At 55.3% G+C, this 19982-nt stretch carries 19 protein-coding genes; 13 read left to right on the plus strand and 6 right to left on the minus strand.

Annotation, left to right across the window (positions count from 1 at the left end; genetic code table 11):
• The first annotated feature begins 144 nt into the window (after nt 1–144).
• From accD to hisP, 10 genes are all read left to right on the plus strand, one after another.
• Nucleotides 145–1056 carry an acetyl-CoA carboxylase, carboxyltransferase subunit beta gene (gene accD, locus FVB43_RS05935; RefSeq protein ID WP_159336273.1) on the plus strand — a complete coding sequence of 304 codons (912 nt, stop codon included), beginning with the start codon at nt 145–147 and terminating at the stop codon, nt 1054–1056.
• Nucleotides 1057–1121: 65 nt separating this feature from the next.
• Entirely contained in the window at nt 1122–2384 is a 1263-nt protein-coding gene (gene folC, locus FVB43_RS05940; RefSeq protein ID WP_167863588.1) for a bifunctional tetrahydrofolate synthase/dihydrofolate synthase, read from the plus strand.
• Nucleotides 2374–3120: a cell division protein DedD gene (dedD, locus tag FVB43_RS05945; protein ID WP_167863589.1), complete on the plus strand. Its 747-nt coding sequence runs from the start codon at nt 2374–2376 to the stop codon at nt 3118–3120. Before folC ends, dedD begins: the two co-directional genes overlap by 11 nt.
• Before the next feature lie 333 nt (nt 3121–3453).
• Entirely contained in the window at nt 3454–3939 is a 486-nt protein-coding gene (cvpA, locus tag FVB43_RS05950; protein ID WP_133841368.1) for a colicin V production protein, read from the plus strand.
• A gap of 36 nt (nt 3940–3975) precedes the next feature.
• Complete coding sequence (purF, locus tag FVB43_RS05955) at nt 3976–5493, plus strand: amidophosphoribosyltransferase (RefSeq protein WP_133841369.1); 1518 nt, start codon at nt 3976–3978, stop codon at nt 5491–5493.
• 179 nt (nt 5494–5672) lie between these two features.
• Entirely contained in the window at nt 5673–6242 is a 570-nt protein-coding gene (locus FVB43_RS05960) for a UbiX family flavin prenyltransferase (RefSeq protein WP_133841370.1), read from the plus strand.
• 274 nt (nt 6243–6516) lie between these two features.
• Nucleotides 6517–7299, plus strand: a complete 783-nt coding sequence (argT, locus tag FVB43_RS05965) for a lysine/arginine/ornithine ABC transporter substrate-binding protein ArgT (protein WP_133841371.1) — start codon at nt 6517–6519, stop codon at nt 7297–7299.
• A 102-nt stretch (nt 7300–7401) separates the two neighbouring features.
• Nucleotides 7402–8088, plus strand: a complete 687-nt coding sequence (locus tag FVB43_RS05970; RefSeq protein WP_133841372.1) for a histidine ABC transporter permease HisQ — start codon at nt 7402–7404, stop codon at nt 8086–8088.
• The gene (locus FVB43_RS05975; protein ID WP_159336276.1) at nt 8085–8801 is read left to right on the plus strand and encodes an ABC transporter permease; all 717 of its coding nucleotides are present in this window, start codon (nt 8085–8087) and stop codon (nt 8799–8801) included. Before FVB43_RS05970 ends, FVB43_RS05975 begins: the two co-directional genes overlap by 4 nt.
• An 11-nt stretch (nt 8802–8812) precedes the next feature.
• Nucleotides 8813–9586, plus strand: coding sequence for a histidine ABC transporter ATP-binding protein HisP (gene hisP / locus FVB43_RS05980; protein WP_133841374.1), 774 nt, complete (start codon nt 8813–8815; stop codon nt 9584–9586).
• Between the two features lie 134 nt (nt 9587–9720).
• Here the strand turns inward: hisP and FVB43_RS05985 are convergent, their stop codons facing one another.
• Together FVB43_RS05985 and FVB43_RS05990 are read right to left on the minus strand one after the other, a co-directional pair.
• A complete protein-coding gene (locus FVB43_RS05985) occupies nt 9721–10971 on the minus strand; it encodes an MFS transporter (protein WP_167863590.1) in 1251 nt (416 codons plus the stop codon).
• Nucleotides 10972–11317: 346 nt separating this feature from the next.
• Nucleotides 11318–12211: a TIGR01777 family oxidoreductase gene (locus tag FVB43_RS05990; protein WP_159336278.1), complete on the minus strand. Its 894-nt coding sequence runs from the start codon at nt 12209–12211 to the stop codon at nt 11318–11320.
• Nucleotides 12212–12416: 205 nt separating this feature from the next.
• On the opposite strand from FVB43_RS05990, the gene yfcF reads away from it, so the two are divergent.
• Together yfcF and yfcD are read left to right on the plus strand one after the other, a co-directional pair.
• Complete coding sequence (gene yfcF, locus FVB43_RS05995; RefSeq protein WP_167863591.1) at nt 12417–13058, plus strand: glutathione transferase; 642 nt, start codon at nt 12417–12419, stop codon at nt 13056–13058.
• A gap of 126 nt (nt 13059–13184) precedes the next feature.
• Nucleotides 13185–13709, plus strand: coding sequence for an NUDIX hydrolase YfcD (gene yfcD, locus FVB43_RS06000; RefSeq protein WP_133841378.1), 525 nt, complete (start codon nt 13185–13187; stop codon nt 13707–13709).
• Between the two features lie 54 nt (nt 13710–13763).
• Here the strand turns inward: yfcD and FVB43_RS06005 are convergent, their stop codons facing one another.
• The 4 genes from FVB43_RS06005 to FVB43_RS06020 all read right to left on the minus strand — a co-directional run bounded on the left by FVB43_RS06005 (nt 13764) and on the right by FVB43_RS06020 (nt 18343).
• Nucleotides 13764–14591, minus strand: a complete 828-nt coding sequence (locus FVB43_RS06005) for an ABC transporter permease (protein WP_133841379.1) — start codon at nt 14589–14591, stop codon at nt 13764–13766.
• Nucleotides 14592–14601: 10 nt separating this feature from the next.
• Nucleotides 14602–15861: an ABC transporter permease gene (locus tag FVB43_RS06010; protein WP_167863592.1), complete on the minus strand. Its 1260-nt coding sequence runs from the start codon at nt 15859–15861 to the stop codon at nt 14602–14604.
• A gap of 116 nt (nt 15862–15977) precedes the next feature.
• Nucleotides 15978–17003 carry an ABC transporter substrate-binding protein gene (locus FVB43_RS06015; RefSeq protein ID WP_133841381.1) on the minus strand — a complete coding sequence of 342 codons (1026 nt, stop codon included), beginning with the start codon at nt 17001–17003 and terminating at the stop codon, nt 15978–15980.
• A gap of 77 nt (nt 17004–17080) precedes the next feature.
• Nucleotides 17081–18343: a 4-aminobutyrate--2-oxoglutarate transaminase gene (locus FVB43_RS06020; protein ID WP_133841382.1), complete on the minus strand. Its 1263-nt coding sequence runs from the start codon at nt 18341–18343 to the stop codon at nt 17081–17083.
• Between the two features lie 107 nt (nt 18344–18450).
• On the opposite strand from FVB43_RS06020, the gene pdxR reads away from it, so the two are divergent.
• A complete protein-coding gene (gene pdxR, locus FVB43_RS06025) occupies nt 18451–19956 on the plus strand; it encodes a MocR-like pyridoxine biosynthesis transcription factor PdxR (protein ID WP_133841383.1) in 1506 nt (501 codons plus the stop codon).
• Nucleotides 19957–19982: the final 26 nt, after the last annotated feature.

Raw genomic sequence — 19982 nt, forward strand, 5'->3', positions numbered from 1 at the left:
CCAGATTTTTATCCACAGTCACGGGCGGTTATGGTTTAATGAGCGATAAATTATGGTTTGCGCTGCGACTACAGGTCGCTGCGTGGAAAAAGAAAAACTGGCGCTCCCCAGCAGGAGCGCCAGGTTCAAACAGAAAGGTCATCAATGAGCTGGATTGAACGAATTCTCAATAAGAGCACCATCACCCCATCGCGTAAAGCAAGCATTCCTGAAGGGGTCTGGACAAAATGTGATAGCTGCGGGCAGGTTCTCTACCGCGCCGAGCTGGAACGTAATCTGGAAGTCTGCCCTAAATGCGACCATCACATGCGCATGCATGGTCGCGATCGTCTGCACAGTGTGCTGGACGAAGGCTCACTGATTGAGCTGGGCAGTGAACTGGAACCAAAAGATGTGCTCAAGTTCCGGGATTCAAAAAAATACAAAGATCGTCTGGTTGCGGCTCAGAAAGAGACCAACGAAACCGACGCGCTGATTGTGATGAAAGGTACCCTGCACGGGATGCCGGTTGTTGCAGCCGCGTTTGAGTTCTCCTTTATGGGCGGCTCAATGGGTTCCGTGGTGGGCGCGCGCTTCGTGCGTGCGGTTGAGCAGGCACTGGAAGATAACTGCCCGATGATCTGTTTCTCTGCGTCAGGCGGTGCCCGTATGCAGGAAGCGCTGATGTCGCTGATGCAGATGGCAAAAACCAGTGCAGCACTGGCGAAGATGCAGGAACGTGGTCTGCCTTATATCTCCGTGCTGACTGACCCAACTATGGGCGGCGTTTCTGCCAGCTTTGCGATGCTGGGCGATCTGAACATTGCGGAACCTAAAGCCCTGATCGGCTTCGCGGGTCCACGCGTAATTGAGCAGACCGTGCGCGAAAAACTGCCGCCGGGCTTCCAGCGCAGTGAGTTCCTGATCGAAAAAGGCGCGATTGACATGATCGTCCGCCGTCCAGTGATGCGCTTCAAGCTGGCCAGTGTGCTGGCGAAAATGATGAATCTGCCTGCACCTGAGGAAGATATTGTCAAAGAAGCGCCTGCTGACGCATCCCAGAGCCACGAGGCCTGACCGATGATGAGAAAGGGACCCTGCGTCCCTTTCACCAATGAACCGTAACGTTGTGAACGGGACACATGGATAATCTTCCTCAAGCCACGTCGCCTCTTGCCTCGTGGCTTTATTATCTTGAGCATTTACACGCTCAGGCTATCGAACTTGGGCTGGATCGTATCCGGCGCGTTGCCTCTTCTCTCGACCTTCTGACACCAGCCCCTGTGGTTTTCACCGTCGCCGGAACCAATGGTAAAGGCACCACCTGCCGAACCCTTGAAACGGTGCTGATGGCGGCGGGCTATCGCGTGGGCGTTTTCAGTTCGCCGCATCTGGTGCGTTACACCGAACGGGTGCGCATTCAGGGTGAAGAACTGGCGGAGTCAGCGCATACCACCTCCTTTGCGGCCATTGAAGCGGGCCGGGGTGACACCACGCTGACCTACTTTGAGTACGGCACACTATCGGCGCTGTGGCTGTTTGCTGAGGCGAAGCTGGATGTGGTGATCCTTGAAGTCGGGCTGGGCGGGCGTCTTGATGCCACCAATATTGTGGATGCCGATGTCGCCGTGGTAACCAGTATTGCGCTGGATCATACCGACTGGCTCGGGCCGGATCGCGAAAGCATCGGCCGGGAGAAAGCCGGGGTGTTCCGCGCGGGGAAACCTGCCGTAGTGGGTGAGCCGAATATGCCGCACACCATCGCGGATGTGGCCGCAGAGAAGGGCGCACAGCTGTTGCAGCGCGACCGCGACTGGTCATACAGCGTAACTCATGACAGCTGGTCTTTCCGCGATGCCCACGGCACTGTGGAGCAGCTGCCGTTGCCACAAGTCCCATTGCCGAATGCGGCTACCGCACTTGCGGCGCTGCGTGCATCCCCGCTTAACGTTGATGAGGCAATAATCCGTCGTTCACTGCACCTGGCCATGTTGCCCGGTCGTTTTCAGACGGTCGCCGAATCACCGCGGGTGATCCTTGATGTTGCGCACAACCCCCATGCGGCAGGCTATCTGGCGGGGCGCCTGGCAGAAGTGCCACGCAACGGCAAGGTTCATGCGGTGGTAGGCATGCTGCATGATAAAGACATTGCCGGTACGCTGGCGTGCCTCTCGCCGCAGGTGGATTACTGGTACTGTGCACCGCTCGATGGCCCGCGCGGTGCCACCGCTGAACAGCTGATGGTGCATCTTGAGGGGGCGCAGGCGTTTGGCTCGGTTGAGCTTGCCTGGCGACAGGCGCTGCAACAGGCAACCGAACAGGATATTGTGCTGGTGTGTGGTTCGTTCCACACCGTGGCACAGGTCATGGAAACGATGGAAACGGAGAACGGCAGTGGCAAGTAAGTTTCAAAACCGTTTAGTCGGAACCATTATCATTGTGGCGCTGGGTGTGATTGTGCTGCCCGGCTTACTCGATGGTAAAAAGAAGCACTATAAAGAAGAGTTTGCGGCTATTCCTCTGGTGCCGAAACCCGAAGACCAGCAGGAAACCGATTTGGTTCCGCCTGTGACGCAAACCTTACCGGCACAACCGCCGGAAGGGGCAGGGGCGGCGATCAGTGCGGGTAGCAATGCTAACGACAACTCCTCGCAGGCCGACAGCGGCTCCACCGCGCCGCAGTCTCATAACCAGCCAACGGTAGTGACGCCGCCGCCGGTGAAGCCTGCGCAGCAGCAGCCGAAAGTGGTGGAAAAGCCGAAGCCGCAGCCTAAACCGGTCGAAAAACCGATCGAGAAGCCTAAACCTGTTGAAAAACCGAAAGCGGTTGAGAAGCCTGAGCCGAAAGTGGAGGCGCCTGTTGAGATTCAGCCACCAGTGACGGAATCAGCCCCATCAGGGCAGGCCTGGGTTGTACAGCTGGGTGCGTTGAAAAATGCGGCAAAAGTGAATGAGATCGTCGCACAGTTGCGCCTGTCGGGCTACCGCGCCTTTACCGTTCCGTCCACGCCGGTGCAGGGGCAAATTACCCGTATTTACGTGGGGCCGGATGCTTCGAAAGCGAAAATGCAGGCTGCCGTTGGCACATTGCAGGGGATCTCGGGGCTGGGCGGAGTTGTTAAACCGTACAGTGTTAAATAAGCCGTTCTGGTCCGTTGTTTCTCTCAGCGACGGACTATTATTGCGATAGCTATGATCACCCTGCGCCCGGAGTCGACACCTCGTCACTCCGGGCGTCGTGCGTGATGATGCTGGCAAATCAAGGTATTGCGTGGTGGGGTCCGGGCCGTTGAAATCGGTGTCCGGAAGGGGTTTTTTTAAGCGTTCTCGTTTATTTAAATCGCGTCAGTAAAACGCTACGCAAACGTTTTCTTTTTCTGTTAGAATTCGCCCCGAACTGAGGCAGTATCCCCTTGCACCTGTGCTTACAAGGGGAGAGCGGCTGATACAGGGGCATGGTCACTGGAAGCGTTCATGGTCTGGATAGATTACGTCATTATTGCGGTTATTGGTTTTTCGGCTCTTGTTAGCCTGATCCGAGGGTTTGTTCGGGAAGCTCTTTCTCTCGTCACCTGGGGTTGCGCATTTTTTGTCGCCAGTCATTACTACTCCTTCCTTGCCGTCTGGTTCACAGGATTTGAAGACGAACTGGTTCGAAATGGAATCGCCGTAGCGGTGTTATTCATTGCTACCCTGATTGTCGGGGCCATTGTTAACTACGTTATTGGTTCGCTGGTTGAAAAAACCGGCCTGTCGGGAACCGACAGAGTCCTTGGCGTCTGTTTTGGGGCATTACGCGGTGTGCTGATCGTTTCAGCCATGCTGTTTTTCCTCGACACATTCACCGGTTTTTCTAAGAGTCCGGACTGGCAACAGTCCCAGCTAATCCCTCAGTTCAGTAGTATTATCAGGTGGTTTTTTGATTACCTGAAAAGCACGTCGAGTTTTTTGCCCCGGTAATCGAACCGGGGTTGCGGCTTATGAGGAAATGTCAATATGTGCGGTATTGTCGGGATCGCCGGTTTTGCACCGGTCAACCAGTCGATTTATGACGCGTTAACGGTGCTTCAGCACCGTGGGCAGGATGCCGCAGGCATCGTTACCATTGATGCATTGAATTGCTTCCGTCTGCGCAAAGCAAACGGTCTGGTTAGCGATGTATTTGAAGCCCGCCACATGCAACGTATGCAAGGCAATATGGGTATCGGCCACGTTCGTTACCCCACGGCAGGAAGCTCAAGTGCTTCTGAAGCCCAGCCATTCTACGTAAACTCCCCTTACGGTATTACTCTTGCCCATAACGGCAACCTGACCAACGCTCACGAACTGCGTAAAGAGCTGTTCGAAACGGGTCGTCGTCACGTGAATACCACCTCTGATTCTGAAATCCTGCTGAATATCTTTGCGCAGGAAGTGGATCGTTTCCAGCATGACCCGCTGGAAGCAGAGAACATCTTCTCCGCCGTTGCCGCGGTGCATCAGCGTGTTCGCGGTGCGTATGCCTGCGTGGCGATGATCATCGGCCACGGTTTGGTGGCATTCCGCGATCCTAACGGTATTCGTCCACTGGTGATCGGCAAACGCGCTATGGCTGATGGCCGTATCGAGTATATGGTGGCTTCAGAGAGCGTGGCGCTGGATACCCTTGGCTTTGAGTTCCTGCGCGATGTGGCACCGGGCGAAGCGGTGTATGTGACCGTGAAAGGCCAGCTGTCCACCCGTCAGTGTGCTGAAAATCCAAAGTGGAATCCGTGCCTGTTCGAGTACGTTTACTTTGCACGCCCGGATTCGTTCCTCGATAAGATTTCGGTTTACAGCGCCCGCGTGCGTATGGGCACCAAACTCGGTGCCAAGATTGCCCGCGAGTGGGAAGATCTGGATATCGATGTGGTGATTCCAATCCCTGAAACCTCCTGCGATATCGCACTGGAGATGGCGCGTATTCTCGACAAGCCCTACCGTCAGGGCTTTGTGAAAAACCGTTATGTCGGCCGTACCTTTATCATGCCAGGTCAGCACCTGCGTCGCAGCGCGGTTCGCCGTAAGCTGAATGCTAACCGTGCTGAGTTCCGGGGTAAAAACGTGCTGCTGGTGGATGACTCCATCGTGCGCGGTACCACCTCTGAGCAGATCATCGAAATGGCACGTGAAGCGGGAGCGAAGAAAGTGTATCTCGCGTCTGCGGCACCGGAAATTCGCTTCCCGAACGTCTATGGCATTGATATGCCAAGCGCCACTGAGCTGATTGCTCACGGCCGTGAAGTGGAAGAGATCCGCCAGCTGATCGGTGCAGATGCCCTGATTTTCCAGGACCTGAGCGACCTGATTGAAGCGGTGCGTGAAGAGAACCCGGATATTGCCCAGTTTGAGTGCTCGGTATTTGATGGTATCTACGTGACCAAAGACGTGGACCAGCAGTACCTGGAGTATCTGCAATCTCTGCGTAATGACGATGCGAAAGCGATGCAGCGTCAGAACGAAGTGGAAAATCTCGAGATGCACAACGAAGGCTGATACCCGTCGTACTTCGAGTGATATGTGCGTTGGCTGCGTTTGCTCACCCCGGTCACATAGTTGTCTATGCTCCCGGGGATGATCAGCCTTGCCGCCTTCATCTAACTCGAATGATTCAGGGTAAATAGGCTAAGATGGGCCGGAAGCAATTCCGGCCCATTTTTTTTGAAGGATTTGGTATGAAACGACTCATTATTGGCATCTCTGGCGCCAGCGGTGTGATTTATGGCATTCGCATGCTGCAAATTTTGCAGCAGGTGAGCGGGGTAGAGAGCCATCTGATAATGAGCCAGGCTGCGCGGCAGACGCTGGCGCTGGAAAGTGACTATACGCTGCGTGAAGTCCAGGCGCTGGCGGATGTGGTCCACGATGTACGCGATATTGCTGCCAGTATCTCCTCGGGTTCTTATAAAACCGAGGGTATGGCGATCCTTCCCTGCTCAATGAAAACCCTGTCAGGTATTGTTCACAGCTACAGCGATGGCCTGCTGACCCGCGCCGCTGATGTGGTGCTGAAAGAGCGGCGCCGACTGGTGCTGTGTGTGCGTGAAACCCCGTTGCATCTTGGCCATCTGCGTACGATGACCGCTGCCGCAGAACTGGGGGCCATTATTATGCCGCCGGTGCCCGCTTTTTATCATCGCCCACAGAGCGTGATGGATATTGTCGATCAGACTGTTAATCGGGTACTCGATCAGTTTGATATCGAACTGGATGAAGACCTGTTTACGCGCTGGCAAGGTGCATAACGGGGAATATGTCGCACCATTTTGGTGCGCCTATTGGTGCTGAATCGCTTTTCGTGCAAGTTGCGCACCAAAATGAAACATTGTTGCTTCGGTCTGCCAACAAACCTGCTATAAATTTTCCTGCAAACTGAGTAATCACAGTGCCTGAAGCATCGTGCAATATAAACAGCGGTTTGCCACAAAATGTGGCACGGAACCTGCTAATTGTATTGTGTAAGTCACTGTGCAAACACATCACGAACCATTAAAAATAATATTTAAATTGGGGTAATGTATGAAAAAGCAGGTCCTGGCTCTCTCCCTGTTAATGTCAATTACAGCTGCAGGCAGCGCATTTGCTGCGGGTCCAAAAACGCTGCGTATTGGTACCGACCCAACGTATGCACCGTTCGAAATGAAAAATGCTCAGGGGCAGCTGGTCGGTTTTGATATCGATCTGGCGACCGAAATTTGTAAGCGTATGGAAACCAAATGTACGTTTGTTGAAAGCGACTTCGATGCGCTGATCCCTTCTCTGAAAGCGAAGAAGATCGATGCCATCATCTCTTCCCTGTCGATCACTGAAAAACGCCAGCAGGAGATCGCCTTCTCTGAAAAACTGTATGCGGCCAACTCGCGCCTGATCGCGCCGAAAGGTTCGAAAATTCAGCCAACGCTGGAAGCGCTGAAAGGCAAAACCATCGGTCTGTTGCAGGGGACCACTCAGGAAACCTACGCGAACGAAAACTGGCGTCCAAAAGGCGTGACTGTGACGCCATACGCTAACCAGGATCTGGTGTATCAGGATCTGACTGCGGGCCGTATTGATGCCGCGTTCCAGGATGAAGTGGCTGCCAGCGAGGGCTTCCTCAAGCAGCCTGCGGGCAAAGAGTATGCGTTTGCAGGCCCGGCTGTTAAAGATGAAAAAATCTTTGGTGTGGGTACAGGGATCGGCCTCAGCAAAGAGAACCCTGAGCTGAAAGCCGCTATCGATAAAGCGTTTGATGAAATCCGCAAAGATGGTACTTACGACAAGTTAGCGAAAAAATACTTCGATTTTGATGTGTACGGCGGTTAAGTAAAACCCTGTCTGCAGGCCTCACTGTGTCATGCAGTGGGGCCGCGTTTAATGCCGATGGCGTAAACGTGAAGTTAGAATCATAAGAACAGGATATTGCCTATGCTGTACGGCTACTCTGAAGTGATATTTAAAGGCGCAATGGTAACACTCGAGCTGGCCCTCAGCTCAGTGGTGTTTGCCGTGGTGCTGGGGTTGATTGGCGCCGGGGCCAAGCTCTCCAACAGCCGCCTGCTGGTGGTTATTTTTGAAGGCTACACAACACTCATCCGTGGGGTTCCGGATCTGGTCCTGATGCTGCTGATCTTCTATGGTCTGCAAATTGCGCTGAACCAGGTAACCGACTTCTTCGGCCTGTCACAGTTTGATATTGATCCGATGGTGGCCGGGATTATCACCCTGGGCTTTATCTACGGAGCCTACTTCACCGAAACATTTCGTGGCGCCTATATGGCCGTGCCAAAAGGGCAGATTGAGGCCGCGACCGCCTTTGGTTTCACCCGTTCTCAAACCTTTCGCCGTGTGCTGTTCCCAGGGATGATGCGCTTTGCGCTACCGGGTATCGGTAACAACTGGCAGGTGATCCTGAAAGCCACGGCGCTGGTCTCACTGCTGGGGCTGGAAGATGTGGTGAAAGCAACGCAGCTGGCAGGGAAATCGACCTGGGAACCCTTCTATTTCGCGATTGTCGCGGGTGTCATCTATCTGATTTTTACCACGCTCTCCAATGGTGTGCTGTGGTGGCTGGAACGCCGTTATACGGTGGGTGTAAAAAGGGCTGACCTATGATTGAGATTATTCAGGAGTACTGGAAAGCCCTGTTATGGACGGATGGTTACCGCTTCTCTGGCGTGGCAATCACGCTGTGGCTGCTGGTGGTGTCTGTCGTGCTGGGCGGGTGTATGGCGGTGCTGATGTCGATTGCCCGCGTGTCTCCCATCAGGGCGATCCGTTTTCCGGTATGGCTGTTTACCTACGTGTTTCGTGGTACGCCGCTGTATGTGCAACTGCTGGTGTTTTACTCCGGTATGTACACGCTGGAAATTGTCAAAGGCACGGACCTGCTGAATGCATTTTTCCGCAGTGGACTGAACTGTACGCTACTGGCACTGACGCTGAACACCTGTGCGTACACCACGGAAATATTTGCCGGAGCGATTCGCTCGGTGCCGCATGGTGAGATCGAGGCGGCGCGCGCTTACGGTTTCTCCACCTTTAAACTGTATCGCTGCATTATCATGCCTTCCGCATTGCGCTCTGCGCTGCCTGCATACAGTAATGAAGTGATTTTAATGCTGCACTCCACTGCGCTGGCGTTTACCGCCACGGTGCCCGATCTGCTGAAAGTGGCACGCGATATAAACTCGGCCACCTATCAACCGTTTATTGCCTTTGGTATTGCGGCCGTGCTGTATCTGATTATTTCCTATGTGTTGATTAGTCTGTTCCGTAAAGCGGAAAAACGCTGGCTGGCGCACGTTAAACCTTCATCGTCACATTGAGTAACAACACTATGGCTGATAATAAATTAAGCGTCACCGAGCTGCATAAACGTTACGGTGAACATGAAGTGCTAAAGGGTGTTTCACTCCAGGCGAATGCCGGGGATGTGATCAGTATCATTGGTTCCTCCGGCTCAGGGAAAAGTACCTTCCTGCGCTGCATTAACTTCCTCGAAAAACCGAGTGAAGGCACGATTTCGGTGAATAACCAAAATATCACTCTGGTACGTGATGTCGACGGCCAGCTGAAAGTCTCCAACAAAGAGCAGCTGCGTATGCTGCGCACCCGCCTGACGATGGTGTTCCAGCACTTTAACCTGTGGAGCCATATGACGGTGCTGGAGAATGTAATGGAAGCGCCGGTGCAGGTGCTGGGCCTGAGTAAAACGGAAGCGCGTGAACGTGCCATTCGTTACCTTGACAAGGTCGGGATTGACGAGCGTGCACGGGCAAAGTATCCGGTACACTTGTCAGGTGGTCAGCAGCAACGCGTGTCTATCGCCCGTGCGCTGGCGATGGAGCCTGAAGTGTTGCTGTTTGATGAACCGACATCAGCGCTGGACCCGGAGCTGGTGGGGGAGGTGCTGCGCATTATGCAGAAGCTGGCGGAGGAGGGTAAAACCATGGTGGTGGTGACCCATGAGATGGAATTTGCCCGCCACGTGTCGAACCATGTGATCTTCCTGCATCAGGGCAAGATAGAAGAGGAAGGGCCACCGGAAGAGGTCTTTAATCATCCGAAGAGTACCCGCCTGCAACAGTTTTTGTCCGGGGCATTGAAGTAGGGGGTAATCATCTTTTCCGATCGACCCGTGTTGAGGGGAGATCGGCGTTGCTGGCTGAGCGAAAAAGAAGGTCAGCCATTACGAGATGAGCCGCGTAGGGGTCGATCATCTTTTTCGATCGACCCATGCTGAAGTCAGCTCTGATTATCGGCTGACAAAATTAATCGTGAAGCATGTGACGCGGTAAGCAGGTAAACCAGTATGCCTGAGATACCCAGAGCGATGCCGACATACGCCGTTGAGATCCATCCAAACCCCATCGTAATCGCCACCCCTCCCAGATAAGCCCCCATCGCGTTGGCAATATTCAACGCAGAGTGATTCATTGCGGCCGCAAGCGTTTGTGCTTCTTTTGCCACATCCATCAGGCGGATCTGAATCGAGGGAAGCAATACCGATGAAGTCCCGACCAGGAAGGTCGCCAACAGGCCGGTGAACACGTGCCCTGCAAGGAAAGGGAACAGGACCATGATCAGGGTATTCCAGACCAGAGCGCCGCCAATGACCTTAAGCGGGTTGTGATCGGCGAGACGCCCGCCAACAAGGTTACCGACGATCATTCCCAATCCAAAGGCAGCCATGACCCAGGGGACGAGGTTGTCCTGCAATGCAGCGAGGTTTTTTAGCGTGGGGATAATATAGGTGAATATGGCAAACATGCCGCCAAAACCCACTGCGCCCGTCAGCAGGGTCATCAGCACCTGCGAATTTTTCAGCGCCGTGAGTTCTTTCATCGGATGAGCATCGGAACGGTTTGCTGTTGCAGGAACTAACATTGTAATCATCAGGCAGGTGCTCAAGCCTATTGCACCGACAAAAGCAAAAGCGATATGCCAGGAGAAAAACTGCCCTAACCATGCGGCAAGAGGTACACCCGCCAGCGTGGCGACCGTCAGGCCCAGCATCACCAGACTGATGGCTTTACCGCGTTTATCCGCAGGCACCAGTGAGGCCGCAACGAGTGAGGCAATACCAAAGTAAGCACCATGAGGAAGCCCGGCGATAAACCGGGCAGCGACGAGTGTCGGGTAGTTACCGGCCAGTGCGGTAGCAAGATTACCGATAAAGAAAATAAACATCAGAGCAATCAACAGGATTTTTCTGTTCATACGCGCAGTGAGCACGGCAATAATCGGTGCGCCTACCACCACGCCCAACGCATAGCTGGCAATGGCATTCCCGGCCTGAGGCTCAGTGATATTCAGCGAATGGGCGACATCAGGGAGAAGTCCCATGATAACAAATTCACCGGTTCCTAAACCAAATCCCCCGAGGGCAAGTGACAGCAGGGCGAAGCCTGGACTCCTGGTGTTGACTGCATTGTGATCGCTCAAAATTAATTCCGCATTGTTAATATAAAAAGGTAATGATCTCTGACAGTGCATGGAAAACAGCGTGTCGGGTATGCACAGGAATACGCGTGTAAAAAATACGACGATTAAAAGTAATCGATTACTTTTGAGAAATCAAGTGTTTACCTATAAATCCATCAACACAATCGGTAATGGTCAGACATTAAAGGCGTCACCAATATCGATGAGATGAATACCTGTAGAAAATTCAGACCGACCAAAGAACAGGCAATCAACTTCTTTAATCATGCCTGTCCAGTGGAAAATCATTTTGCTACAGATACCCGCTACTCGTCGTGTTATGTGGAAGGTGATATCAAATATGGCGATCAGTGACCCGGAAAGGGGATATTATATTCAAGAGAAATCCGCCCGTCATTCACACCACATCTGCCAGCGCTTTATCCAGCTCGTACCAGCGAAAACGAAAACCCGATGCTTCCAGCCGTTGCGGCAGCACATGCTGTCCCCCCAACACCAGCACCGCTGACTCGCCCATCATCAGGCGAATGGCCGTGGCGGGCGTACGCATAAATGCCGGACGGTGCATCACTTCACCCAGTGCCGCAGCGAACTGCTCGTTGCGCACCGCGTAGGGCGCTACCAGATTAAACGGCCCGTCCAGCTCGGGATGATCCAGCAGCCAGAGAATGCCGTTTACCGCGTCTTCCAGATGTATCCACGGGAGGTACTGCTTACCGTTACCCAGCGGCCCGCCAATCCCCAACTTAAACGGCAGCTTCATCTTTTCCAGCGCTCCGCCTTTCTCCGCCAGCACGACGCCCGTACGCAGCAGGCACACGCGGGTGCGGTCGCTTTGTGCGTTCAACGCCAGCTGCTCCCAGCGTGCACAGAGGTCATGCGTAAACTCCGCATGACCGGGGTCATCCTCGGTCACCACCAGTTCGCCAGTGTCGCCGTAAAAACCGGTGGCGGAACCGGAAATCAGCACCGCAGGGGGGGCGCTGCTGGCCTTGATCAATTCAACCAGGCGCATCGTTATTTGCCAGCGACTATCGCATAACAGCTGCTTTTGCGGCTCGCTCCAGCGTTTTGCCGCGATCGGCTCTCCCGCCAGGTTGATGACCGCATCAATGCCGTTCAGATCACGCTGTTGGTCCAGGCCCGACCACAGGTTAATTTTTTCACTCAGGGTACGGCGTGCCGCGGCGACATCACGCGTGACCACGCTGATTTGGTGGCCTGCCTGAAGTAATCGGGCCGTTAACGGGCGGCCAATCAGCCCCGTCCCGCCGGTAATCAGAATATGCATGCGGATTATCCTTCAGAATGCGCCAGTACACAGTATGCTGCTTTCAGCATAGGTGAAGATACCAGGATTGCGTGTGACAGGGCGCACGTGCAGATGCTGTGGTGGTTGTTCTGAAATGGTAAACTCCCTCATTGCGGAGATTGCCATCGGCGTGAAAAGTCGGTAAACAGGATGTTCCTATCCGTGAACGTCAGAGGACGTCCTGATGCGTTATCCCACGATCCTGTTGTGGTCAGATTCCAGCTTTTTCAGCCCTTATGTGATGTCGGTCTATGTTGCCCTGAGCGAAAAAGGCATTCCTTTTTCCCTGAAGCGCGTCGATCTCGGCAGCGGTGAGCATCAGCAGCAGGCTTATGGCGATGTGTCGTTAACGCGCCGGGTGCCAACGTTGCAGGTCGACAACTTCCATTTGTCTGAATCCTCGGCGATTGCGGAGTATCTGGAAGACCGTTTCCCGGCCCCGGACTATGAGCGCCTTTATCCACGTGATATCGAAAAACGTGCTAAAGCTCGTGAGATTCAGGCCTGGTTGCGCAGTGACTTTATGCCCATCCGTCAGCAGCGCCCGACGGAAGTGTTGTTTGCCGGAGCGCGGTTTGCCCCGCTGGATGAGGCCGGTCAGCAGGCGGCCGCAAAACTGATTAGCGCCGTGGAACGTCTGCTCCCGCAAGGTCAGCAGAACCTGTTTGGCGAGTGGTCGATAGCGGATACTGACCTTGCGGTCATGCTGAATCGCCTGGCGCTGCACGGCGATGCGTTACCGCCGCGGCTCGCTGATTATGCGCATTTTCAGTGGCAGCGTGCGTCTGTACAGCTGTGGTTATCCGAATCGTCAAAAGCGGCATAGCGCATCAGCACAAATTGATGATTGCGTCGTGCGGCGTTAAACATTAATTTAGGGCGGATCGCGCAACCGTGTGCGAAAACGTTTGATTCAACTGTGCGCCAGGCGCCAGAACAAAAAGGGTTACGGATGGTGGAGCAAGATCAGGGCACGGAGTGGGTGGATATCGTTAACGAAGATAACGAGGTCATTGCACAATCCAGCCGTGTACAGATGCGTGCGCAGTGTTTGCGCCATCGCGCAACCTACATCGTGGTTCACGATGGCATGGGCAAAATTCTGGTGCAGCGTCGTACCGAGACGAAAGACTTTATGCCGGGGATGCTGGATGCGACCGCCGGGGGCGTAGTGCAGACCGGTGAAGAGATGCTGGGCTCGGCGCGACGTGAAGCCGAAGAAGAGCTGGGCATTGCCGCGGTGCCGTTTGCCGAACATGGCCAGTTCTACTATGAAGATGAACACTGTCGCGTATGGGGCGGATTGTTCAGCTGTGTGTCTCACGGCCCGTTTGCCATGCAGGAAGAAGAAGTGGATGAGATTTTCTGGATGACGCCGGAAGAGATCACTGCCCGCTGCGATGAGTTTACCGCTGACTCGCTGAAAGCCTTGTCGTTGTGGTTGACGCGTAATAACGAATCAGGCCGCTACGACTAACCCTCCCTGTGGCGCAGTAGTCCTGCGCCACTCATATTCCTGTGATAACAGTGATTAATGTGCCGGGCTGGACTGGCGCATCTTCTCGCCACGTCGACGCAATATTTCCATCACGATCAGCAGAATCAGCGATGCACCAATCATCAGGCTGGCCGCCGCGGCGATCGTCGGATCCAGGTTTTCACGGATCCCGGCAAACATCTGGATCGGCAGTGTGCGCTGGGTTGGGCTGGCCAAAAACAGCGTGACTACCACTTCATCAAACGATGCGGCAAAGGCAAACAGTGCGCCGGAGAAGACGCCTGGAGCGATCAGGGGCAGCGTCACCTTGCGGAACGTCAGCAGGGGGGAGGCACCCAGACTGGCGGCAGCGCGGGACAGCGTCGTATCGTAACTTTTCAGCACGGCGACCACGGTGATCACGACAAACGGCACGCCAAGCAGCGCATGGGCCAGCACCAGACCGAGATAGCTGTTAAGCAGCGACAGTTTGGCAAAGAAAAAGAACATGCCAACGGCAATAATCACCACCGGCGCCACCATCGGCGAAATGATAATCGCCATCACGATGCCTTTCCCGCGAAACTCACCGCGCACCAGGCCCATTGAGGCCAGCACGCCCAGTACGGTGGCCAGCAGCGTGGCCAGCGGGGCAATCAGCAGGCTGTTACCCAGCGCACCCAGCCACTCTTGCGAATGAAAGAATGTGTCATACCAGCGCAGCGAAAAACCGCTGAGCGGATAGCTGAGAAACGAGCTGCTGTTAAATGACAGCGGCACAATGACCAGTACCGGGACGATAAGAAAGAGCAGCACCGCCGCCGCATAGAAGTTAAACAGGCCTTTCCACAGGCGCAGGATCAGGGTTCCCTGTTGTCTCATCATCATCTCCTTAGTGAGCTGCCGCTTCGGCAGAGGTACGTGTGACACGGATATAGACGATATACAGCAGCAGGACGATCACCAGCAACTGGCTGCCGAGCGCAGCGGCCATTCCCCAGTTCATGGTGGTGTTGGTAAAGAAGGCGACAAAGTAACTCACCATCTGGTCGTTCGGCCCGCCCAGCAGGGCAGGGGTAACGTAGTAACCAATCGCCATCATAAATACCAGCAATGCTCCTGCGGCAACCCCGGCATAGGTTTGTGGGACATAAACGCGCCAGAAGGCGAGGAAAGGATGGGCGCCCAGTGAGACAGCCGCGCGTACATAGCTCGGTGAGATGCCTTTCATCACCGCATACAGCGGCAGAACAATAAACGGCAGCAGGATATGGGTCATCGAAATAAACACCCCGATACGGTTAAACACCAGCGTCAGTGGGGAGTCGATAACGCCCATACCCATCAGGGCGCGGTTAATCAGCCCGCCGGACTGCAACAGCACAATCCAGCTGGCGGTGCGGACAATGAGTGACGTCCAGAACGGCAGCAGTACCAGGATCATCAGCAGATTAGCGCGGTTGGCAGGTTGTTTCGCCAGCCAGTATGCCAGCGGATAACCAATACCGACGCACAGCAGTGTCACCACCGTGGCCATCCACAGGGTGCGCAGCAGCACATTGACATACAGTGCCTGGTCAGCAGGCAGTGCCTGAATATCACCGCTGGCTGCATCGACCTTACGGTCGAACACGGACAGCAGATAGTAGCTGGTGACCGGGCCGGATACGCGTTTCAGCGTTTGCCAGGTACTCAATTCTCCCCAGGCCGGTTGTCCGGAAATCAGCGCCGCTTTTACGCCTTCACCCGAGGCGGGGACAAGCCGTGGCGTGGTGGTGATCAGGCGGCGAAACGAGGTGTTTTCATAACTCAGACGCTTGGCAACGATGGCAATCTGTCCGCGCTCCCTGGCGGCGATCAACTCTTTTCCCAGCGTGGCGTACACTGCCTCATCCGGTAACGCACTGCCAGACCAGGAGGCCAGCGCGGCTGAGGTTTCCGGCAGGTTTTCGTGGATCTCAGGGTTCTGAACGCTTTTACTCAGAATAGAGACGATAGGAAACAGGAAACAGACCACGACGAAGATCAGCAGCGGCGCAATCAGCAGCAGGGAACGACGGGTTTTCACACCATCGACCTTGCGCAGGCGCTGACTTAATGACGTACTGTCCGGTGTTGATGGCATGGGGGATTCCATTACGGGATTGCTCATTACTGTCTCCTGACATCATGGCGGGGCCGTTTACTCACAGGGCGACCGGATAAAGGGGGCGCCCCCCGACAAGCGCGCAGGAGCGGACCTACTGTTTCGGTCCGCCCGCAGAGCCGTTACTTCGCGGCCCAGGCGTTAAAACGCTGTTCCAGATCTTCACCGTGCTCCAGCCAGAAATCACTGCTTACCTGTAATGAGGTGGCGAGGTTATCTGGCGCGGTGGGCAGTTTGCTTACGCGTGCCGGATCAAGCAGCTTGCTGGTGTTGATATTGGTCGGCCCGTAAGGAATATTTTCAGCAAACACTTTCTGGTTTTCGGCTTTGTTGGCAAAAGCGATAAACTTCTCCGCCAGTGCTTTGTGTTTAGATCCTTTCACAATCGCCCAGTTGTCGAGGTCGTACAGCGCGTTGTCCCAGACGATTTTGAAGTCATGACCTTCATCCTGTGCGGCACCAATGCGGCCGTTGTAGGCGGAGCTCATCACCACGTCGCCGGACACCAGCCATTGCAGCGGCTGTGCGCCTGATTCCCACCACTGAATATTGGGCTTCAACTGATCCAGTTTTTTGAAGGCGCGTTCCACCCCGGCTGGTGTCGCCAGCACGTTATAGATGTCTTCACGCTTCACACCGTCTGCCATCAATGCAATTTCCAGCGTGTATTTGGCACTCTTACGCATGGCGCGTTTACCCGGGAAGTCTTTCACATTCCAGAAATCTGCCCAGCTTGCTGGCCCTTTTTTCAGTTTGCTGGCGTCATAGGTCAGCACCGTAGACCAGACGAAGATCCCGGCCCCGCACTCGCTCACGGCGGCAGGGATAAAGTCGGCTTTATTACCCAGCTTGTTCCAGTCCAGCGTTTCCAACAGACCTTCCTCACAGCCACGTTGCAGTTCCGGCGTTTCCAGTTCCACCACGTCCCAGCCTATCTGGCCGGTTTCAACCATTGAACGGATGCGAGCCATTTCGCCGTTAAACTCACCCGCCTCAATCGATCCCAGGCCCGCGGCAGTGAAGGGTTTATAAAACGCTTTTTCCTGTGCTGCTTTATTGGTGCCGCCGAAAGAGATCACTGTCAGGCTTTCCGCCTGAGCCTGAAGTGTCAGTGTGGCGAGAATCAGTGCTGCTAAGGTCTTTACCATGCCAAATTCCTCATTTTCTATTAGGTTGTTATAAGCATTTTATGTGCCACATCCCGGTGGCCGGCGGAATGATGCAGTCAGCCGCGTAAAAGTGATGTCAGCAGGCTAAGTGCCGTTTTGAATTGAGCGTCAGGAATAGTGAGGGGATAAAGGAAACGAATGACATTGCCGTGTACGCCGCAGGTCAGCAGGATTAATCCTTGCGCCAGCGCGCGTTGCTGGATATCACGGGCCATCGCCGCGGAAGGTTTTCCGGTGGCCGGGTCATTAAATTCAGCGGCCACCATTGAGCCGCGCGCGCGCACTTCAACCAGCGCCGGGTTTCCACTGGCATTCAGCGTTTCCACCAGTTCCGCGCCAAGGCGCAGGGCGCGGGCGCACAGATCTTCTTCTTTAATCACTTCCAGCACAGCCAGCGCACCGGCAACGGCCAGCGGGTTACCCGCATAGGTGCCCCCAAGGCCGCCGGGTTCAGGCGCGTCCATCAGTTCAGCGCGTCCAGATACCGCTGAAATGGGCAGTCCTCCCCCCAGGCTTTTCGCCATGGTCATCAGGTCAGGCTGCGCGTCAGGATAATATTCGCTGGCGAACAGTTTGCCTGTACGGGCAAAGCCCGTCTGGATTTCGTCGGCAATCATCACAATGCCGTGCTGGTCGCACAGCGCACGCAGTGCAGTAACAAATTCAGCCGGGGCGATGTTAAAGCCGCCTTCACCCTGAATCGGTTCATAGATAATGGCGGCAACCTGCTGCGGACTGATATCGCATTTGAACAGCGTTTCCAGGCTTTCCATCGCGTCCTCTACGCTGAAGCCGTGCAGGGCATTCGGGTAGCGGGCATGGAACACGGAGCCAGGGAAGGGACCAAAGCCGGTTTTGTACGGGGTGACTTTACCCGTCAGTCCCATGGTCATCAGCGTGCGGCCGTGGAAAGCACCGCTGAAAGCAATCACCCCCGGGCGTCCGGTGGCGGCGCGGGCAATCTTCACCGCATTTTCGACCGCTTCAGCACCGCTGGAGAAAAAGGTGGTTTTGCATGGCCCGGTCACAGGCACAAGTTCATTAAGCTGCTCGGCCAGAGCAATGTAGTTTTCGTAGGGTATAACCTGGTACGCGGTGTGAGTGAAACAGTCCAGCTGGGCGCTGACGGCGGCCATCACTTTTGGGTGCCGGTGGCCGGTGTTCAGCACGGCAATCCCGGCGGTGAAGTCGATATACTCACGGCCCTGGTGATCCCACAGCGTGGCGTTCTCTGCTTTGGTGGCGAAGAAATCACACATCACCCCCACTCCACGTGGGGTGGCGTTCAGACGGCGCTGCTGTATTTCACTGTTGCTCATGGTGTAACCTCGTTATGAATTTTGAATACTCTCTGCTCTCCTTGCTTTGTAGCCTTTTCGGGGTTTTATAAACCAGAGCCAGTTTTTTTTATTTCAAGGAACCAATTTTGCGAACGTTACTCGGTGACCTGCTCGCGCATCGCCTGGCACTGGCGCCTGAGGGCGCGCTGGGCAAGCGTTTATACGATGTGTTGCAGTGCGCGATTCAGGATGGATCCATTGCCACGGGCAGTCGTTTGCCGGCCACGCGCGATCTGGCAAAAGATCTGTCCGTGTCGCGGAATACCGTGCTGGCGGCGTATGAGCAGTTGCAATCAGAGGGGTATCTGCAAACCCGTACCGGCAGCGGTACCTTCGTCAGCGATGCGTTGCCGGAAAGCGTGCCGGAAACCGAAGGCGTGCCGGTCAGTGCCGGGCGCCCGTTTAATTTCGTGCGCCTCTCCAGTCGGGGATCGCGTCTGCTGACGCGCAGCGGGGCCGGAGCGTATCAGTGGGGGGCGTTTATGCCCGGTGTGCCCGACGTCAGCCATATGCCGCACGATATCTGGCGCAAGATCCACCTGCGTCTGAGCCGCCGCATGCCGGTGGAGGCGCTGAGTTATTCCGGCCACGGCGGTTGCCTGCAACTGCAACAGGCGCTGGCTGACTATCTGCGGGTGATCCGTTCGCTGAACTGCACGCCAGACCAGATTCTGGTGACGGCCGGGACGCATCAGTCGCTGGATTTGCTGGCAAAAATGCTGTGCGATCCGGGGGACCGGGCGTGGGTGGAGGAGCCGGGTTACTGGGGCATCCGTAACGTCCTGGCCGTGAACGGCATTGAGTTGTTGCCAACGGCGGTGGATGACGAGGGGATGACGCTGCCTGATTTGAGCGGTGAAGCGCGTGCGCCGCGCCTGATTTGTGTGACGCCCTCACACCAGTATCCGCTGGGATCGGTAATGAGCCTGCAACGACGGCACCAGCTGCTGGCGCTGGCAAAAAACGCCGGAAGTTGGGTGGTGGAGGATGACTACGACGGTGAGTTTCGCTTTACCGACTCCCCGATCCCCGCCCTGCAAGGGCTGGCGCCGGATGCGCCGGTCATTTATCTCGGCACCTTCAGCAAAACCCTGTATCCCGGCCTGCGCCTGAGCTACATGGTGGTGCCCAAGCCGCTGGCGGCGCGGATGAAAATGGCCCATTCCGAGCTGTACCGTGGCGGCAACGGGCTGGTGCAGTTGACGCTGGCGGAGTTTATCCGCGAGGGGCATTACGCAGCCCATGTGCGCAAGATGCGCCAGCTGTACAGCCGACGTCGCGCTGAGCTGGTGCGGGTGATCCGCGAAAGTCTGGGAGATAAATTTATCGCTCAGCAGAGCAATGCCGGGCTGCATCTGATTCTGTCGCTGCCCGATAACATCGACGATGTGGCACTCAGCGCTGAGCTGGAGCAAAACGGTGTACTGACGCGTCCGCTGTCGGCTTACTACCTGCTGGGTACCGCGCGACGCGGGCTGCTGCTGGGATATGCCTGCGTCGACGAGCAACAGATGGCGGAGAAATTTGCCCCGATCCTCGCCTGTCTGTCACGGCGCATCACGCCGGGCGAATTGCCCTTTCATGGTGCATAGGGCGATGATTGCCTGATTCTGCTGGT

This window comes from Erwinia rhapontici (assembly GCF_012271765.1).
Taxonomy (GTDB): domain Bacteria; phylum Pseudomonadota; class Gammaproteobacteria; order Enterobacterales; family Enterobacteriaceae; genus Erwinia; species Erwinia rhapontici.

Excerpts from the sequence above, each read along its gene's own strand:
- accD (WP_159336273.1), top strand. The coding sequence starts at position 145 with ATGAGCTGGATTGAACGAATTCTCAATAAGAGCACCATCACCCCATCG.
- folC (WP_167863588.1), top strand. The coding sequence starts at position 1,122 with ATGGATAATCTTCCTCAAGCCACGTCGCCTCTTGCCTCGTGGCTTTAT.
- cvpA (WP_133841368.1), top strand. The coding sequence starts at position 3,454 with ATGGTCTGGATAGATTACGTCATTATTGCGGTTATTGGTTTTTCGGCT.
- purF (WP_133841369.1), top strand. The coding sequence starts at position 3,976 with ATGTGCGGTATTGTCGGGATCGCCGGTTTTGCACCGGTCAACCAGTCG.
- FVB43_RS05960 (WP_133841370.1), top strand. The coding sequence starts at position 5,673 with ATGAAACGACTCATTATTGGCATCTCTGGCGCCAGCGGTGTGATTTAT.
- argT (WP_133841371.1), top strand. The coding sequence starts at position 6,517 with ATGAAAAAGCAGGTCCTGGCTCTCTCCCTGTTAATGTCAATTACAGCT.
- FVB43_RS05970 (WP_133841372.1), top strand. The coding sequence starts at position 7,402 with ATGCTGTACGGCTACTCTGAAGTGATATTTAAAGGCGCAATGGTAACA.
- FVB43_RS05975 (WP_159336276.1), top strand. The coding sequence starts at position 8,085 with ATGATTGAGATTATTCAGGAGTACTGGAAAGCCCTGTTATGGACGGAT.
- hisP (WP_133841374.1), top strand. The coding sequence starts at position 8,813 with ATGGCTGATAATAAATTAAGCGTCACCGAGCTGCATAAACGTTACGGT.
- FVB43_RS05985 (WP_167863590.1), bottom strand. The coding sequence starts at position 10,971 with ATGCACTGTCAGAGATCATTACCTTTTTATATTAACAATGCGGAATTA.
- FVB43_RS05990 (WP_159336278.1), bottom strand. The coding sequence starts at position 12,211 with ATGCATATTCTGATTACCGGCGGGACGGGGCTGATTGGCCGCCCGTTA.
- yfcF (WP_167863591.1), top strand. The coding sequence starts at position 12,417 with ATGCGTTATCCCACGATCCTGTTGTGGTCAGATTCCAGCTTTTTCAGC.
- yfcD (WP_133841378.1), top strand. The coding sequence starts at position 13,185 with ATGGTGGAGCAAGATCAGGGCACGGAGTGGGTGGATATCGTTAACGAA.
- FVB43_RS06005 (WP_133841379.1), bottom strand. The coding sequence starts at position 14,591 with ATGAGACAACAGGGAACCCTGATCCTGCGCCTGTGGAAAGGCCTGTTT.
- FVB43_RS06010 (WP_167863592.1), bottom strand. The coding sequence starts at position 15,861 with ATGAGCAATCCCGTAATGGAATCCCCCATGCCATCAACACCGGACAGT.
- FVB43_RS06015 (WP_133841381.1), bottom strand. The coding sequence starts at position 17,003 with ATGGTAAAGACCTTAGCAGCACTGATTCTCGCCACACTGACACTTCAG.
- FVB43_RS06020 (WP_133841382.1), bottom strand. The coding sequence starts at position 18,343 with ATGAGCAACAGTGAAATACAGCAGCGCCGTCTGAACGCCACCCCACGT.